Genomic DNA, 16,476 nt, shown 5'->3' on the forward strand with positions numbered 1-16,476 from the left:
CATATTTGAATATATATTCACACTAGCGACAAAAGAACACGGTTCTTTTGTCTTTCATAGGTTATTTCTGCGAAGAAATGGCTGCTTTGTATTGCAGTTTGCTCTGCATCTGATCGATGATCACAGCAACGATAATAACGATGCCTTTAATCACCATTTGCCAAAATTCGCTAATTCCCATCATGACCAAACCATCTGCTAGAATGCCGATAACAAAAGCCCCAACTAATGTGCCGGTGATGGTTCCTCGACCACCAGCGAGCGATGTCCCACCCAACACAACAGCGGCGATAGCATTCATTTCAAATGACGTCCCTGTCGCCGGGTTACTTGCAACAAGCTGAGAGGTCACGACTAATCCGGATATCGCAGCACACAATCCAGAAATGGTGTACACCCAGACTTTGACGCGATTAACTTTAACGCCGGAAAGTTCAGCGGCCCGTTCATTGTCGCCAATGGCATAGACATGCCGACCAAAGGGCAGCTTTTTAGCGATATAAGCGACAATGGCTGCGACAATAAACATCAGCCAAATTGCATAAGGGATCCCAAACAGATACCCGGCACCAATGAGCTCAAACCCGGTATTTGCTAACTGAGGATTGCCTTGGAGTCCTGGAAATGTTTCACCGTTGGACAACAGCATTGCGGCGCCGCGAATGACATACATACTGCCCAAAGTGCAGATAAACGGAGCCACGTTATAGCGCACGATAATAAATCCGTTCAGCGCACCAATCAGGCCACCAATGACTAACACAATCGGCACAATCACCCAGACACTTGGAAAAATAGCGATACCAAACATCGGCAAGACAATGCCATGATCAATCAAGTAACCAGCCACCATGCCACAAAAGCCAAGAATGGCACCAACCGATAAGTCAATCCCGGCAGTAATAATGACAAAGGTCATTCCCAAAGCTAAAAATGCATTAATCGAGATATGTTTAACCATGATGATTAAACTTTCGGTCTGTAAAAAACCATCCACTGTAATCGTAAAAAAAGCGAGGATAATAAACAGAGCAATAAAGGTCCGCATTTTTAATAACATTAAGCCGATATGACTGGCGTTAACATTAAAACTGGGATGTCCAACGTTATTATTTATCGTATTTGTTTTCATAATCAGAATCCTTGCGCGCTCGCTAAAACTAAATCAGCTTCAGTTGTTTCTTTTCTAGAAATATCTGCAGTAATCTTACCGTTTGACATCACTAACACTCGATCGGAGACTGCCATAATCTCTTTTAAATCGGATGTTGAGAAAAGAATTCCAATTCCTTGATTAGATAATCTAACCATCATTTCAAACACATCACCTTTTGCCCCTACATCAATTCCTCGAGTAGGTTCATCAAGCAATAATAATTTAGGCTCAGTTAACAATGATCGGCCAATAACAACTTTTTGCTGGTTTCCACCACTTAATGCTTGTATTTCAACATCAGCAGATGAAACTTTTATAGATAAGTCACAAATAATATGATTAACGGCTTCTTTTTCATTGTTTTCAGAGATAGTTAGGCCACTCAGTCGTTTCCAGAGGCTAGAAATAGTGAGATTATTAGCAACCGAACTTACCGGGAATATTCCAGATTGTTTGCGATCTTCTGGAACGAGCCCTATTCCCATTTTTATGCGATCAGACGTCGGTATTTTGTTATTAATTATTTTACCATTGAGATAAAATTTTCCGCTGTAGTGTTGTTCACCTAAAATGCATTCAAACAACTCCGTGCGACCGGCTCCCATTAACCCATAAATACCAACAATTTCACCTTCTCTCACATAGAAACTCGCGTCATCAACAAGCTTATGCTCAGACTCATTAATTAACGTAATATTTGCAGCTTCAAATATTTTTATACCAAATTCACGGTTTTCTGGTAGAAAATTAGTAACCGGATCGTTACCCAACATTTCTCTGACAATCCAAGGGACACTAATATCCTTAACACTTGCTTCACATTGGAATTTTCCATCACGTAAGATGGTGATGTATGTGCCAATTTCCATTAACTCTTCAAGGCGATGAGAGATGTAAATAATGGACACACCTTGCGCGGTAAGATCACGAATCACATCAAATAAAATCTCAATTTCTTTTGAGCTAAGCGCAGATGTTGGCTCATCCAGAATAAGAATATCCACTTCATAAACCAGCGACTTGGCAATTTCGACCAGTTGCTTTTGCCCAACTTTAAGGTTTGCCACCAGTTCATTGGGGTCAATATCCTGTTTCAGCCGTTTCATCACGCTAGCTGCTACTTCGTATTGAGTTTTGCGGTCAATTGGATGAATACCGCGCTGTTTTTCGCGGCCTAAAAAGATATTGTCAGCAACCGATAGATTTTCTGATAGCGCCAGCTCCTGATGAACCATGCCGATACCACATTCTGCCGCTTCCGTGATGCTATTAATCGTAATGGGCTTTTCATGTAGAAATAGTTTTCCTTGCGTTGGAGAATAAACGCCGGAAAGAATTTTCATCAATGTTGATTTGCCTGCGCCGTTTTCGCCAATAATGACATTAACCGCACCTTTATAAACATTATATGAAACATTATCTAATGCTCGAGTCCCTGGAAATACCATTGAGATATTTTCAGCTCTCATAATAACTTCGCGATTAGTCTCTAACATCATTACCCCCTATCCAGAAAAATAGGAACAGCAGCAAGGACTTTATGATTATTAATCGACATAGCTGCGATAATATGAATAGGTTGATTTACCCATGTTTGGTCCGGGTGTTTAAAGTTATGAATCGCTTTTTTATTAAGTTCTTTAGAAAATCGCGCAAACTGAACCTGATTTTTAAACTCATCAAAATTAATAATTTTAGATGCATCTCTAATAGCATTATTTAAAATGACCGGGCCCAAGTTAAGAGCAACATCACCATCAGTTGTTTTAATGACTAAAATATTTTTCAAACCATCTTTTTTTAAATCGAGAACTTGACCATCTAACACGACAAAAAAATTAACCGTCTCTTGTTTATCGCTTTGAATAGCCTGATTTAGATGAATTGATTTGGTTTTAACTTCAACTAAAATTTGTGGCCATACTTTCTGTGCAATATCTTGTGGCGACATATTTTTAAATGCGTGTTGTTCTTTTGGATCAACAGGAATTATCGGATTTCCTTTTGCATCTAATTTCACGACATCACACGCGGTTAAAGCCAGCATGGCTAGGCAGACAATTGCAATCCTATGCTTGATACTCAACATCAGCACACCTCGTTAGATAATTAACAAGAGGTAGCGAGAAATTAATATTCCCCGCTACTTTTTTAACTATTATTTCAGCGCAAACTGATCAAGTTTGCTGGCATTAGATTGATCAATCAAAACACAATCAATGAGCTGTTTTTCAGAAACACCTGTACTACCCGTTTTAATATATTTATCTGCTTCAACCACAGCGAGCTGTGCTTCATGCCACCCTGGTTGCAAAACGGTGGCTTTGATATTGCCGCCATTTAAAATCGAATCTCGGGTATAATTGCTGCCATCAAATCCAACCACGACCACATCCGGCCGACCAGCGGCTTTTAGCGCAGCTTCTGCGCCCAAAGCCATCGTGTCATTACCGACAATAATCCCTTTGATTTCAGGATGAGCCTGTAACATTGACTCGGTTCGGTTAAATGCTTCAGTCTGGCTCCAGTTTGCGGTCTGCTGGGCAACCATTTTTAACCCTTCATAATCATCCAGCACATCGTGATAGCCTTGCGAGCGAACATGGGCGTTGGTATCTGATTCACGGCCAAGCAATTCCGCATAAGCGCCTTGTCCATCCATTAACTCAACAAATTTTTGTCCGCCAAGCTGAGCGCCTTGGTAGTTGTTCGAGACAATCTGAGCAATGGCAACCCCACTTTTGTTAATTTCTCGGTCAATCAGAAAAGATGGAATACCCGCTTTTTTGGCTTTTTCCACCGCACCAATCGTTACATTGGCTCCCGCATTATCGATAATGATCGCTTTTGCTTTACGAGCAATTGCAATATTTACCAGCTGATTTTGCTTGTTGGCATCATCATCATGCGAGGAAACCAGAGTTTTATAGCCTAGTTCCTCAGCTTTTTGCTGTGCTGCTACTGCTTCTGCTTTAAAAAATGGATTGTCGTGGGAAGGAGTAATAATCGCAATCAGCCCGTTATCTGCCAGCGCCCATCCAGAAAACACCATGCTAAGAGCCAATACTCCTAACGATAGAAGTTTGTTGTTCATATCTTCACCTTTGAATATATATTCAGTTATTATTATTTATTCAATAGGAATCTAGTTTATGGTTTGAATGATGTCTATGTGAGAATGTATAAAATTCGAACAACATCACAGAAGCTTGACAAGTCTGTTACACAATCATCATATTTTTTGAGCGATCTGACATTGTTAAATCTTTAGTAAAAGCATTGGCTAGCCTCTATCTTCCATTGCTATAGGGCCTTGTTGACGAGCACGCTATAATGTCGCTTTAACGATAAGACTTTTTAAAAAGGCATCATGAAGCAAATTCCTATTACTATACTCAATGGCTTTTTAGGTGCGGGCAAAACAACGCTGATGCGTCATTTATTGGTTCAAGCCCACCAGCAAAATATTGCGATCAGCGTGATTGTGAACGATATGAGCCGCCTTGATATTGATGGCGTATTAATCGCCAATACCGAAGTGGTGGGCGAAGAACAGGATAATTTTATCTCTATCAGTGGTGAGAATATTAGCTCTGATAAAGGGTTAGCACTTTTAGATAATGCCATTGATACATTAACTCACGCAGCCAAACGACCCGATTGGATTTTGCTTGAGACCTCTGGCAGTAGCCACCCGTTGCCACTGATTAAATATCTCAAGCAACACTCGCAAGTTGAACTGCATGGCATGTTAGCCGTGGTCGATGCGCTGATGCTTAAAAATGACTATGACGGTGGCCAAGCGCTTATTCCAGCGTTAGAGCATAATTTGGCGCACAATGAACGGCATATCGAAAACCTATTATGTGAACAAATAATGTTCGCAAGTGAACTGTTGTTGAGTAAAAATGACAAATTAAGCACCGCTCAAATCCAGCAAATCGCTCAAGCGATTCATCCGCTTAACCCTTATGTAAACATCTCGGCGCTGTCATGGGGGAATCTTGACCTGGCAACTTTGCTAGATGCGCCTATTTATAACTTTCATCGCGTCGAAAAGTTGATTGAAGAACTTGAGCAAAGTGTCGCTCAAAGTTTTCATTCAGCAAGCACCGAGCAGATCGTTGCGAAAGTCATTGAGGATGATCGGCCTTTTCATCCACAACGCCTTTATGATGCCTGCCAACAACATTTAGGACGTCAAGTTTATCGCAGTAAAGGATTTTTCTGGCTACCCACTCGCGATGAGATGGCATTGCTGTGGAATCAAGCGGCTGGAAGTATCAGTTTAGAGCTGATCAGTTACTGGCGCTCAGGCGTGCTTAATGAGTTAGACCAGCGCTTAAGCAAAGAGGAAAAAGCAACGCTCAGTGCGCAAATTGCCGCCAAAGCAGGACGATTTGGCGATCGCCGCTGCCATTTAACCGTCATCGGTGTCGCCGAACAAGTGGATGCATTTACCCGCTCATTACAGCAGTGCTTTCTAAGCGAAGATGAAATTATCGATTGGCAAAATGGCGTTGAATTTGATGACCCGTGGCCGAAACGATTGGTTCGTTTAAGTTAAATCTTATCCATAAAAAAAGGCCACCGGGTTAGGGTGGCAAATAGGGATGGACCGTAATGGACCGAGGACTAAAGGAAACTAAATTGCTGCAAAATGGCCATTGCCGTAATCAGCGAACTGTTGCTCACTATTAGGCGTGCCCATTGGTTTAATTGGATCGGGGGCTTTTAGCTCCCGGTGTAAAAGTGCACTAAAATCGCGCCGATTGTTCACATCAGGCATCGGCACAGCATCAAGTAGCCGTTTGGTATAAGGGTGTTGCGGGTGATGTAACACCTGTTCTCTTGGACCAATTTCAACGATTTGGCCAAAATACATGACGGCCACCCGATGACAGATCCGCTCAATTACCGCCATATCATGCGAGATAAACAGATAGCTTAAATCGTATTGCTCGCGCAACTGCTCGAGTAACTCCAGTACCTGCGCCTGAACCGAAACATCCAACGCAGAAACTGACTCATCCGCAATAATCACTTTCGGATTAAGTGCCAAAGCTCTGGCGATACAGATCCGTTGTCGCTGGCCACCAGAGAATTGATGTGGGTAACGCTCCATTGCATCGGCGGGCAGATTCACTTTAGCCAGTAGCTCTTTGACCAATTCACGGCGAAGCTCTTCTGGCATTTTTTTATGAATCAACAGCGGCTCACCCACCAGCTCAAAAATCGTCTTTCGCGGATTTAATGCAGCATATGGGTCTTGAAAGATCATCTGAATATCTTGACGAACATTCACCAATTGTTGGCCATGCAAGTTATGTAGCGCTAAACCATCAAGATGCACGTCACCTGAATAATCGAGCATATTCATCAGCGCTTTACCGGTGGTCGATTTACCACAGCCACTTTCGCCAACAATCCCTAATGTTTCGCCGCAATAGAGCTCAAAGTTCACGCCATTAACCGCATGCACCTCTTTTTTAGCTTTAAAAAAGCCATCGCGACGCACCGGAAAACGCACCGTTAAATCACGTACGGTTAAAATCGGTTTAGGACTTTGAATCGCAGTAATTTGGGGCGCTTTACCTAACACCGGAACCGCTTCAAGAAGCTTTTGCGTATAAGGCGCTTGAGGTGACAAAAACACTGAACGGACATTATTTTGCTCCTCAACTCGCCCTTGATTCATTACCACCACGTCATCAGCGACTTCAGCAACAACCCCCATATCATGCGTAATCATGATAATGCTGGTATCGAACTCTCTTTTTAGCTCATCAAGCAGCGCCAAAATTTGCGCCTGAATCGTCACATCCAGCGCCGTTGTTGGCTCATCAGCAATTAACAACTTGGGCTGACACAGCATTGCCATCGCTATCATCACTCGCTGGCGCATACCGCCAGAGAGCTCATGAGGATACTGTTGCAGACGTTTATCAGCCTGAGACATCTTCACCGCATCTAACATCTGGCGAATTTTACCAAGTCGCTCAGACGAAGATAATTGCGTATGCTGGCGTAGATTCTCATCTAACTGCTGGCGAATCGTCATCAGCGGATTGAGCGAGGTCATCGGCTCTTGAAAAATCATCCCGATGTCATGTCCGCGAAGCCGCCGTAAAGCACTTTCGGGTTGAGTGAGCAAATCGGTATTTTCAAAAATAATGGCGCCCTGCGGAATTTGGGCAAGCTCTGGCAAAAGCCCCATAATAGCTAATGATGAAAGCGACTTACCACTACCAGATTCTCCGGCGATACATAGTGTTTTGGCTTTACCGACAGCAAAGCTGACATCATCGACGACTCGCTTCGTTCCAAACTGAATCGTCAGCTTTTCAACCGATAAAATCGTATTTTCATCATTAGAGTGACGCATAACCAAACCCTACGCTAAAACAACTTTAGGAAAGTAAAACGATACAACCCAATTGGGTGCATCTACGATTTCACTAATTCGCAGATCGCCACATACAGAACACAACATATAAGCCTTTTCAGCACTCATTTGCGTGGTTCTACAGAGCCAGTCGATCGTATGACTAAGCGCGTCTTGAGCACAGGTCATTAGATCGCTGCCAACACCGGTAAAGACTTCATAACCCAGGCGATCAAGATGAGCTGTAACAGGGCCTGGCGTTGAAAAGGCAGGAGATTTAAGACTTTGACCTTTAATGACATCAAAGGTTAAAACCGCATCCATCTGGCTTTCAATCGCGGTACCACAGACTTCACCATCACCTTGAGCGGCATGGGTGTCGCCAACCGAGAACAAAGCACCCGCAACTTCCACTGGAAGATAAAGCGTGCTCCCTGCACTTAGGTCACGAATATCTAAGTTACCACCGACTTGCCGAGGGGGAATGACCGAATGCTGGCCACTTTGCGCCGGTGCAACGCCAATGGTTCCAGCAAACGGTTTCAGTGGAACATGCGCAAAATCACCATAAGCACAGGCGCCCATTTGATGACGGTCATAGTGCCAAAGATGAAGAGCTGGATCTTTAAACTGATCTTGTAACAATCCAAAACCAGGAATAATCGCTGACCACCCAAATCCGCTCGGAATAAATTGCTCGATAGAAACTTTAAGAATATCGCCTGGCTGCGCCCCATCGACATAAACGGGCCCAGTGACAGGGTTGAGCAAATCCATTGATAGTGTTGATAAAACCGATACATCAGAATCTTTGGTGATCTGCCCGCCAGATGAATCTAAGCATTCAAAATGCACCGTTTCGCCCGGTTTAATGGTCATTACCGGTTCAATCGAATTATCCCAAACACCATGATGATTCACATCATGGATAGTTTTGCCCAAACAATGCTGGCACATAAAAACTCCTTACAGAGGCCGATAATTTATCGGCCCATTTTTTCTATTTCACTTGGATGTAGTCGTAATCAACTGGAATATGCATCGGGTCAACGTAAGCCGAATCAGGCCCGGCCATCCGTTTTGAGCGAATAACAAACCGTTTTTCGTTAAAGATTGGCACCCATGGCGCATCGGCCATGACTTGGTTGAAGATCTCTTTCCACATTTTGCCGCGAGCATCTTGCTGCGAAGGTAGGATCATCGCGTTAGCTTTATTAGCTTGTGCATCCAAGGCTTTATTACAGTAACGAGCCCAGTTCCAGCCACCATCAACCGCGCTTGAACAGCTTAAGATAGGGAAATAAAAATCGGCAGGATCTGGGAAGTCGGCCAACCAAGCCATACCGCCCGACCAAACCATCGGTGCCTGATCTTTAGAACCTGCTGCGGCAATCACGTTGGCCTGAGCAAGTGATTTAATCTGCGCTTTAATTCCAACTTGTGCCAAATCTTGTTGAATGGACTGGGCAATACGTGGTTGAGGGTCGGTATTCATTACATACAACTGAGTAGTAAAGCCATTTGGGTAACCGGCGTCCGCTAGCAATTTTTTCGCTTTAATAACATCGTGTGGATAGCCTTTGTAATCCGCATCATAGCCCAACATTCCGGGTGGCAATGGCTGGTTGGCAATCGCGGCACGACCATTAATAATGCGCTGAATACGAACTTTATTAATTGCCATATTCACCGCTTGGCGCACTTTTAACAGATTAAATGGCTTAATGGTTGTTTTCATGGTGAGATAACCAGTTTGTAGCTGGTTAGAAGATAACAACAACCCTTTATATTTTGGCGTATGGCGAACCTGCAAGAAGCGCGCAGGCGGCACACCATCACCGGCGATATCAACGCTGCCTTGATCAAGGCGCATCAGCGAAACAGATGGATCTTGACCAATCTCAAAGGTGATTTGATCAAGCGACGGGACACCCGCGCGATAGTAATTAGGGTTTTTCGCAAACACTAAATCACGGCCTAAATCCCATTTTTTAAGCGTGTAAGCACCGGTACCAACTGGGTGTTTACCAAAATCGTTGCCCCATTTTGCAACCGCTTCTTTAGGTACCACGAAGGCAAAATTAAGCGCTAAAACATTTAAGAAAGTCGCATCAGGATGGCTTAAGCTAATCTGGATTTTTGTCGGGCTTAGGACTTTAACGCCGCTTAACTCTTTGGCCTTGCCATTGGCAACTTGTTCATAACCTTCAATGCTGGCAAAAAAGCTTGAACCAGGGCTTTTAGTTTTAGGATCAACCGCTCGATTCAGTGAATATTTCACGTCTTCAGCTGTCATTTTCCGGCCATTACTAAAGGCCACATCGGAGCGCAACTCAAAGGTATAAGTCTTACCATCTTTGGAGATTTGATAAGATTTAGCCAGATCTGGCGTTAACTCTGTCGTACCGTGTTTATAATCCATCAGACCATCAAACAAACTGCGGATCATGCTCCAGTTTTGCCAGTCATAACCGATGGCAGGATCTAAGGTACTGACATCGTTTTGATAGGTAACAACTATATCTCCACCACTTTTAGCCTGCGCCGTCGCGATGCTGGTGCATAACGCAGCCGCGGCAGCCAAGGCAACCATCGTCTTTCTCATGTTTTCTTTCCTTGTTTACTTTGTGAAGTTAATTCGCGGATCAACCCACGGCAGGACTAAATCAGCGACTAAATTTCCTAATACAATGGCGACGGCAGATAAGGTTGTAACCCCAACAATGACAGGAACATCAACCTGTTGAATGGCCTGCCACGCAAGCTGGCCCACGCCAGGCCAGCCAAAGACTGACTCAACCACCACTAAGCCACCCATAAACATTCCAATATCGATACCGATCATCGGAATCAGCGGTAAGATTGCGTTGGGTAACACATGCCGAAAGATCACCCGGGCACGACTTAATCCTTTGGCCCGAGCGGTACGAATAAAGTCTTCATGTAAAACATCAATCATTGATGAGCGCAGCATCCGTGAATACCAGCCGCTACCCAAAACACCTAAAGTCAACGCAGGAAGCGCAACATGGCTGAAACCGCCATACCCACCCAGTGGGAACCAGCCAAGAATGACGGCAAAGAAGTAGAGAAATAACATCGCGGCGATAAATTGCGGCGCTGACACAGTCATAAAAGACAGCGCCATCAAAATGCGATCGCCAATGCCATTACGATTGAGCGCCGCCAGCATACCAAGGGCAATCCCAATAACGAGCTCACATAAGATGCCAGTGATCATCAATTGAATTGATGGCCATAAACGGGCCGCGATTAGTGTGCTCACCGATGTTCGCTGCACAAATGAACGACCTAAATCACCATGCAACAGTCGCACAAGATAATGGAAGTACTGTTGGTAAAATGGCAAATCGAGCCCTAGCTGATGGCGGATATTTTCAACCATCTCGGGGGAGGCACTGCGACCGGCAATTTGCCGAGCAGGGTCTGCAGGTAACATAAATAGCAATAGATAACTAATTAACGTGACCCCAAGCAAAATTAAGATAGCCTGAAAAATTCGGCGAGCCAGAAAGTACGACATCACGAACGTCCTTTTAATGTTGGGTCAAGTTTTTGCCGAAGTGCATCACCGACTAAGTTAAACGATAACGAGAGCAGGACAATCGCCGCGCCAGGGAAGAACACCAACCAAGGTGCTGCAGTAAAATAGGTTTGGCTTTCAAAAATGATATTGCCCCAACTGGCCATAGGCGGCTGGACCCCTACCCCTAAAAACGACAGCGTTGCCTCAAGCAGTACCGTGGTTGAAATGCCAAGCGTGGCCCAAACCAAAATGGTCGGTAACAAATGCGGCAGAATGTGCACCACTAACAAACGTCTGGCACTGACTCCAAGCGTGCGCTCCACTGCAACAAAATCACGAGCACTCAGAGCTGTCGTTTCGGTATAAATGACGCGAGCTATCTGTACCCAATTCACCATGGCAATCACCAGTGCCACAATCCATAAACTGGGATGGAAAATAGCAGCCAGAGCAATCGCTAAAAGCAGTGCAGGAAAGGCCATCATCAAATCGGTCAGGCGCATCAAAATACTGCCAACCCAACCTTTTAAATATCCGGCTGTTAACCCCACCACGGTGCCAATAAACACGGCAATCCCATTGGCCACAACCCCGACAATCAGTGAGGTGCGGGCACCAAAAATCAGCCGCGAGAGTAAATCTCGCCCCAACAAATCTGTTCCCAACCAAAACGAGCCATTAGGTGAAAGTGGCGCACCTTCCATCGTGAGCCCTTCGGCAAACTGTTTATCAGGGTTATAAGGGGCAAGCCAAGGAGCAAAGAGCGCAGCAACAACCATCACGATGATGTAGAAAAAGGCAAATGCTAATAGTGGTTGCTTACACACCCAAGCTAACTTCTTCATTTTTTTAAACCTTGTTGCGGTTGGCTTTTAAGCTTCAAGCAGACTGACTCAATAGATTGATTGGTTCGCATCGCTTCGGTTCTCAGCCAACGATAGGCTTCATCTTGGTCAATGTTCCAATTGACCATCATCCAAGACAAAGTGGTACACAACAGCGGAACGAGTTGGTACTTGCGGTTAAGTCGATTAATGAGCTCTAAGTTCTCATCAAATTTTTTATTCAGGCCTATCGCCATCATCAACGTGCTGTATATGGCGCGCTGAGTAATCGGCTTATGTAATAGAGCCGTCGCACCGAAACTGATAATGCGCTGAATTTCAGTGAGCCCTTCGTGAGCCGTAATCGCAATAATTGGCGTACCAAGTTGCTGATGTTTATGAATTAATGATTCGCTTTTAAAATTTTGACTATCAATAAATAAAGCGCTGAAAGTCTGCTCCGATTCACTGATTTGACTCTCGGTTTTCCAGCGCAGTCCCATCCGGGAGAGGCTTTTTTCCAGTGATGTGAGCAAATTTGGCTCACAATCAACCATCAAAAGTGGATGAACGGTGAAATCCGACGTCGTTAATTGATTCATTTGATAACCCTCAGATGATGCGTCCCTGTATGTACTCCACTGGCTAAATTAGTCGCCAATGGAGTCTGAGTTAGATATGGATCGGGCTGAATCAGGCGCGGTTCCTGATAAAATTTATCAAACCGCCCTTGAATAAATTCAGCTAAATAACACGGTAAAACAGCATGGTTGTTGGTCGATGAGATTGAAATCTTACCCAGTGATGATTCATGCAGGCAGTCAAATAGCTGCTCTTTAATAAGCTGAGTATCTTCTGATTGCGCTCTGATATAGCTTTGGACAAATAGCTGAACAGATAGCCATGCACTCGTATAAATATGTGATAGCTGGTTAAGCTTTTTATGCTTTTTCTTTTGCTGGTCACAAAACTCAGGATTGGTCGATTCGAAAAACGGCCCGGATGAGATAAATCGCAATTGATTTAGATTTTTTATTTGTGAGGCTTCGGATTCGCTCAAGTTGCTACTTAAGACAAACATCCGCTTGTTTAAGCGAGTGAGCGCTTCATTTAACTGCGCTAAAAAGACCCAAGAGCTATCACCGACCAAATTATTTAATATAAAATCAGGGGCTTGCCCCAGCACTTTTTCTACCAGATGATCCGTTTGGGTTACGCCCAACGGCAGATAATGATCGCAGCAAAGTTGCGCACCGGAGGCTTCAATCACCTCTTTTGCAATGCGATTACTTTCCCATCCCCAAACGTAGTTAGAGCCCACTAACGCACAGCGGTTTCCCAGATGCGTCAGCGCATAATGCAACATTGGAATAAGCGTCTGATTAGGACATCCGCCCAGATAAATAACCTGTTCGCAGCTTTCATACCCTTCATACGGACAGCCATACCAAAGCAGAGCCTGTTCGCGCTCGATAATAGGAATAATTTCCTTACGGCTTGATGAGGTTGAAGTGCCAAATAGGTGTTGAATACCTTGAGCGAGCAGCGTTTCAGCGCCATCCCGATAACCGGACAATTTTCCTTCTGGATTAATATGATGCGCTCTGATTCTGATTGGATAATCAGGATTGGCGTTCACTTCATCGATCGCATCACAAAGCCCTTGGTAAGAGCTCTCAGCAATGTAGCGATAAGTTCCGCTAGTTGATAACAAAATCCCGACATCAATTGACTTGCGCATCAATAAACTCCAAAAACAAAAAAGGCCTGATGCTCTTTGTAGAGCGTCAGGCCTTTTTGCCGTAATTCGATTGGTATAAGTCTTATAAGAGAGTCTTTTCTCTCTAGGCTTATTTAGACTCTATCATAAGAAAAAAATATGCCAAATATTTTTTAAGTCTTTTCAGCTAATTATATTTTTTTAACAAATAGTTTGCACCAAAAGTAATGCACCAATTTAGCCTTTTTGCACCAAAAACAATCAATCGATTCATACTAAAAGACTATTTACATTGGTAAGGCCACTTTATTAATTAAAATTTTTAGTTGATTTGTTAAAGAATTGTATAAATAACAGCTGCTAATTTGGGGCTTCATCACTTAAATTCAAAACAAGATCAAATATTTTCACTTCCACAAAGCAACTTAATTCGATTGGTTTATTCTTAATAAAGAAAGCTGTTTCAACTTACGAAAAGGAGCTTTTATGAACTGTCGATGCGCTGAAACCAACAATCACCACTTAAGTTTTTGTCTGCCGTATCATCCCAGTCCACCCTTGTAAGCTGTATATCGTGCACATCCAAATGTTGTTGTCGTAGATAAATAGTGCCGGATTGATACCCGTAATGAAGGCGACGGATACGATTAAATCAACACAGCTCAAACCACCGTTCGCCCATAAGAGTATCTATCTGAATTTTAATTTGATTCACTAAACGATTCAGGTCTGATTATGAACGAAGAGTTATTATCAGAAGGCCTTACATTGATGATGCTGGGAATGGGCTTTGTTTTTATATTTTTGCTCTTTCTGGTCTTCATGACACAACTAATGTCAAAAATAGTGGCTCGTTTGGAAAAACCACAACTTGCAACGCAGCCATCACCACCGACATCCATACCAACCGATACACCAACACATGATGAACTAATTGCTGTATTAACAGCAGCCGTTCACCACCATCGGGCAATTCATTTAAAACAAAATGCCAGAGGTTAATTGTTATGAGTTCACAAAAAAAAGCCGTCGGAATTACCGATGTTGTATTAAGAGATGCTCACCAATCCCTATTAGCCACACGCATGCGTTTGGAAGATATGCTTCCGATTGCGTCGCAGTTGGATGATGTGGGTTATTGGTCTTTGGAATGCTGGGGAGGCGCCACATTTGACAGTTGTATCCGTTTTCTAGGTGAAGATCCGTGGCAGCGATTGCGTGAGCTAAAAAAAGTCATGCCTAAAACGCCTTTGCAAATGTTGCTACGAGGACAAAATCTATTGGGCTATCGCCATTATGCTGATGATGTCGTTGATGCGTTTGTCGAGAGAGCCGTTGCCAATGGTATGGATATCTTCCGCGTGTTTGATGCGCTCAACGATGTACGCAATATGCGCCGCGCGATTGAAGCGGTGAAAAAACAAGGTGCGCATGCTCAAGGCACACTCTCTTACACTACTAGCCCCGCGCATACACTCCAAACATGGGTGGATACCGCTCAGCAACTCTCTGAAACAGGTGTTGATTCCATTGCGATTAAAGATATGTCTGGGATTTTAAGCCCGTCGGTTGCCAGTGAACTCATTAGTGTGTTGAAAAAACAAGTTGATGTGCCACTACACTTGCATTGTCATTCAACCGCGGGCCTTGCTGATATGACCATGCTTAAAGCAATCGAAGCAGGGGTAGATAGAATTGACACGGCGATTTCATCGCTAAGCGGAACCTATGGTCATCCAGCAACCGAGGCGATGGTCGCGGCCCTTAAAGACACGCCTTATGATACCGGTTTAGATATTGCTAAATTAGAAAAAATCGCCGCCTATTTTCGTGCTGTTCGTAAAAAATACGCACAATTTGAAGGCCAACTTCGTGGCGCAGACTCGCGAATTTTGGTCGCGCAAGTTCCAGGTGGCATGCTCACCAATATGGAAAATCAGCTCAAACAGCAGCATGCATTGGATAAACTCGATGCTGTTTTAGAAGAAATTCCTCGAGTGCGCAAAGATTTAGGATATCCACCACTGGTCACGCCATCTTCACAGATTGTTGGCACTCAGGCGGTGTTTAACGTCATTACCGCTGAGCGCTATAAAACGATTACCAAAGAAACAGCCGCAGTGTTGCGCGGTGAATATGGTAAAACCCCATTGCCTGTTGATGCCAAACTCCAAGCGCAAGTGACTAGCGAAAAACCAGCAATTACCGAACGTCCGGCTGACTTTATTGAACCGGAAATGGAGCATTTAAGTAAAGAGGTGAAAGAACAAGCCGTTCAAAAAGGAATAAAACTGGCCACGAATACAATTGAAGATGTGCTGATTATTGCTCTATTTAACCAAGTTGGCTGGAAATACCTAGCTAATCGCAATAATCCAGAAGCCTTCGAGCCCAAACCTCAAGTCGCTGAACTGCCAGTTGCGAAACCAGAGCCCAAAGCACCAGCCAAAACCCCAGCAAGTGATGTGTATACCATTACCGTTAATGGTCAGCAGTATGTGGTTCAAGTGGATGAAGGCGGCGAAATTCAAAATGTGAATAATCCAACGCCGAGTGCGCCCCCTGTCGCTGCGCCTAAAAAAGTTGAGCCGACACCGATTCACGCCAGCTCCGCCAATAACGCTAGCACCGGCAATATCATGCAAGCGCCTTTGTCTGGCAATATCTGGAAAATTGAGGCTAAAGTTGGCCAACATGTCAAAACGGGTGATGTTCTGCTGGTACTAGAAGCGATGAAGATGGAAACAGAGATCAAAGCGGCCTGCAGTGGCACGGTGGCGCGAATTGATATTCATGAAGGAGATGCAGTTGAAGCTGGTGAGCCATTGCTAATGATAGCTTGAA

At 44.0% G+C, this 16,476-nt stretch carries 12 protein-coding genes and 2 pseudogenes; 3 read left to right on the plus strand and 11 right to left on the minus strand.

The window, feature by feature from the left end; translation table 11 throughout:
* Positions 1-61: 61 nt before the first annotated feature.
* The 4 genes and pseudogenes from ABTQ23_RS04225 to ABTQ23_RS04240 form a co-directional block, all read right to left on the minus strand.
* Positions 62-1,063 (minus strand): annotated as a pseudogene (locus tag ABTQ23_RS04225) (ABC transporter permease); the annotation flags it as partial.
* Between the two features lie 71 nt (positions 1,064-1,134).
* A complete protein-coding gene (locus ABTQ23_RS04230) occupies positions 1,135-2,652 on the minus strand; it encodes a sugar ABC transporter ATP-binding protein (protein WP_408614504.1) in 1,518 nt (505 codons plus the stop codon).
* Between the two features lie 2 nt (positions 2,653-2,654).
* Positions 2,655-3,245 (minus strand): DUF2291 family protein, encoded by a 591-nt coding sequence (locus ABTQ23_RS04235; RefSeq protein ID WP_408614387.1) that lies wholly within the window; start codon positions 3,243-3,245, stop codon positions 2,655-2,657.
* A 69-nt stretch (positions 3,246-3,314) separates the two neighbouring features.
* Positions 3,315-4,250 (minus strand): D-ribose ABC transporter substrate-binding protein, encoded by a 936-nt coding sequence (locus tag ABTQ23_RS04240; RefSeq protein ID WP_408614388.1) that lies wholly within the window; start codon positions 4,248-4,250, stop codon positions 3,315-3,317.
* A 276-nt stretch (positions 4,251-4,526) separates the two neighbouring features.
* On the opposite strand from ABTQ23_RS04240, the gene ABTQ23_RS04245 reads away from it, so the two are divergent.
* A complete protein-coding gene (locus ABTQ23_RS04245) occupies positions 4,527-5,723 on the plus strand; it encodes a CobW family GTP-binding protein (protein ID WP_408614389.1) in 1,197 nt (398 codons plus the stop codon).
* A 78-nt stretch (positions 5,724-5,801) separates the two neighbouring features.
* Here the strand turns inward: ABTQ23_RS04245 and ABTQ23_RS04250 are convergent, their stop codons facing one another.
* Genes ABTQ23_RS04250 through ABTQ23_RS04280 form a run of 7 tightly spaced genes read right to left on the minus strand, consistent with a single transcriptional unit; the run spans position 5,802 to position 13,653 of the window.
* Entirely contained in the window at positions 5,802-7,541 is a 1,740-nt protein-coding gene (locus ABTQ23_RS04250; RefSeq protein ID WP_408614390.1) for an ABC transporter ATP-binding protein, read from the minus strand.
* A gap of 9 nt (positions 7,542-7,550) precedes the next feature.
* Entirely contained in the window at positions 7,551-8,498 is a 948-nt protein-coding gene (locus ABTQ23_RS04255) for an acetamidase/formamidase family protein (RefSeq protein WP_408614391.1), read from the minus strand.
* Positions 8,499-8,541: 43 nt separating this feature from the next.
* Positions 8,542-10,146, minus strand: coding sequence for an ABC transporter substrate-binding protein (locus ABTQ23_RS04260; RefSeq protein ID WP_408614392.1), 1,605 nt, complete (start codon positions 10,144-10,146; stop codon positions 8,542-8,544).
* Between the two features lie 15 nt (positions 10,147-10,161).
* Positions 10,162-11,085, minus strand: a complete 924-nt coding sequence (locus ABTQ23_RS04265; protein WP_408614393.1) for an ABC transporter permease — start codon at positions 11,083-11,085, stop codon at positions 10,162-10,164.
* The gene (locus ABTQ23_RS04270; protein WP_408614394.1) at positions 11,085-11,933 is read right to left on the minus strand and encodes an ABC transporter permease; all 849 of its coding nucleotides are present in this window, start codon (positions 11,931-11,933) and stop codon (positions 11,085-11,087) included. Before ABTQ23_RS04270 ends, ABTQ23_RS04265 begins: the two co-directional genes overlap by 1 nt.
* Positions 11,930-12,514 carry a hypothetical protein gene (locus ABTQ23_RS04275; RefSeq protein ID WP_408614395.1) on the minus strand — a complete coding sequence of 195 codons (585 nt, stop codon included), beginning with the start codon at positions 12,512-12,514 and terminating at the stop codon, positions 11,930-11,932. Before ABTQ23_RS04275 ends, ABTQ23_RS04270 begins: the two co-directional genes overlap by 4 nt.
* Positions 12,511-13,653, minus strand: a complete 1,143-nt coding sequence (locus tag ABTQ23_RS04280; RefSeq protein ID WP_408614396.1) for a transporter substrate-binding protein — start codon at positions 13,651-13,653, stop codon at positions 12,511-12,513. Before ABTQ23_RS04280 ends, ABTQ23_RS04275 begins: the two co-directional genes overlap by 4 nt.
* A gap of 726 nt (positions 13,654-14,379) precedes the next feature.
* Here ABTQ23_RS04280 and ABTQ23_RS04285 point away from each other — a divergent pair.
* Positions 14,380-14,634 (plus strand): annotated as a pseudogene (locus ABTQ23_RS04285) (OadG family protein); the annotation flags it as partial.
* Between the two features lie 5 nt (positions 14,635-14,639).
* Complete coding sequence (oadA, locus tag ABTQ23_RS04290) at positions 14,640-16,475, plus strand: sodium-extruding oxaloacetate decarboxylase subunit alpha (RefSeq protein WP_408614397.1); 1,836 nt, start codon at positions 14,640-14,642, stop codon at positions 16,473-16,475.
* Position 16,476 lies beyond the last annotated feature (1 nt).

This window comes from Celerinatantimonas sediminis, assembly GCF_046054195.1.
Lineage (GTDB): Bacteria > Pseudomonadota > Gammaproteobacteria > Enterobacterales > Celerinatantimonadaceae > Celerinatantimonas.

Excerpts from the sequence above, each read along its gene's own strand:
- ABTQ23_RS04245 (WP_408614389.1), top strand. The coding sequence starts at position 4,527 with ATGAAGCAAATTCCTATTACTATACTCAATGGCTTTTTAGGTGCGGGC.
- ABTQ23_RS04260 (WP_408614392.1), bottom strand. The coding sequence starts at position 10,146 with ATGAGAAAGACGATGGTTGCCTTGGCTGCCGCGGCTGCGTTATGCACC.
- ABTQ23_RS04230 (WP_408614504.1), bottom strand. The coding sequence starts at position 2,652 with ATGTTAGAGACTAATCGCGAAGTTATTATGAGAGCTGAAAATATCTCA.
- ABTQ23_RS04280 (WP_408614396.1), bottom strand. The coding sequence starts at position 13,653 with ATGCGCAAGTCAATTGATGTCGGGATTTTGTTATCAACTAGCGGAACT.
- ABTQ23_RS04275 (WP_408614395.1), bottom strand. The coding sequence starts at position 12,514 with ATGAATCAATTAACGACGTCGGATTTCACCGTTCATCCACTTTTGATG.
- ABTQ23_RS04235 (WP_408614387.1), bottom strand. The coding sequence starts at position 3,245 with ATGTTGAGTATCAAGCATAGGATTGCAATTGTCTGCCTAGCCATGCTG.
- ABTQ23_RS04250 (WP_408614390.1), bottom strand. The coding sequence starts at position 7,541 with ATGCGTCACTCTAATGATGAAAATACGATTTTATCGGTTGAAAAGCTG.
- oadA (WP_408614397.1), top strand. The coding sequence starts at position 14,640 with ATGAGTTCACAAAAAAAAGCCGTCGGAATTACCGATGTTGTATTAAGA.
- ABTQ23_RS04270 (WP_408614394.1), bottom strand. The coding sequence starts at position 11,933 with ATGAAGAAGTTAGCTTGGGTGTGTAAGCAACCACTATTAGCATTTGCC.
- ABTQ23_RS04265 (WP_408614393.1), bottom strand. The coding sequence starts at position 11,085 with ATGTCGTACTTTCTGGCTCGCCGAATTTTTCAGGCTATCTTAATTTTG.
- ABTQ23_RS04240 (WP_408614388.1), bottom strand. The coding sequence starts at position 4,250 with ATGAACAACAAACTTCTATCGTTAGGAGTATTGGCTCTTAGCATGGTG.
- ABTQ23_RS04255 (WP_408614391.1), bottom strand. The coding sequence starts at position 8,498 with ATGTGCCAGCATTGTTTGGGCAAAACTATCCATGATGTGAATCATCAT.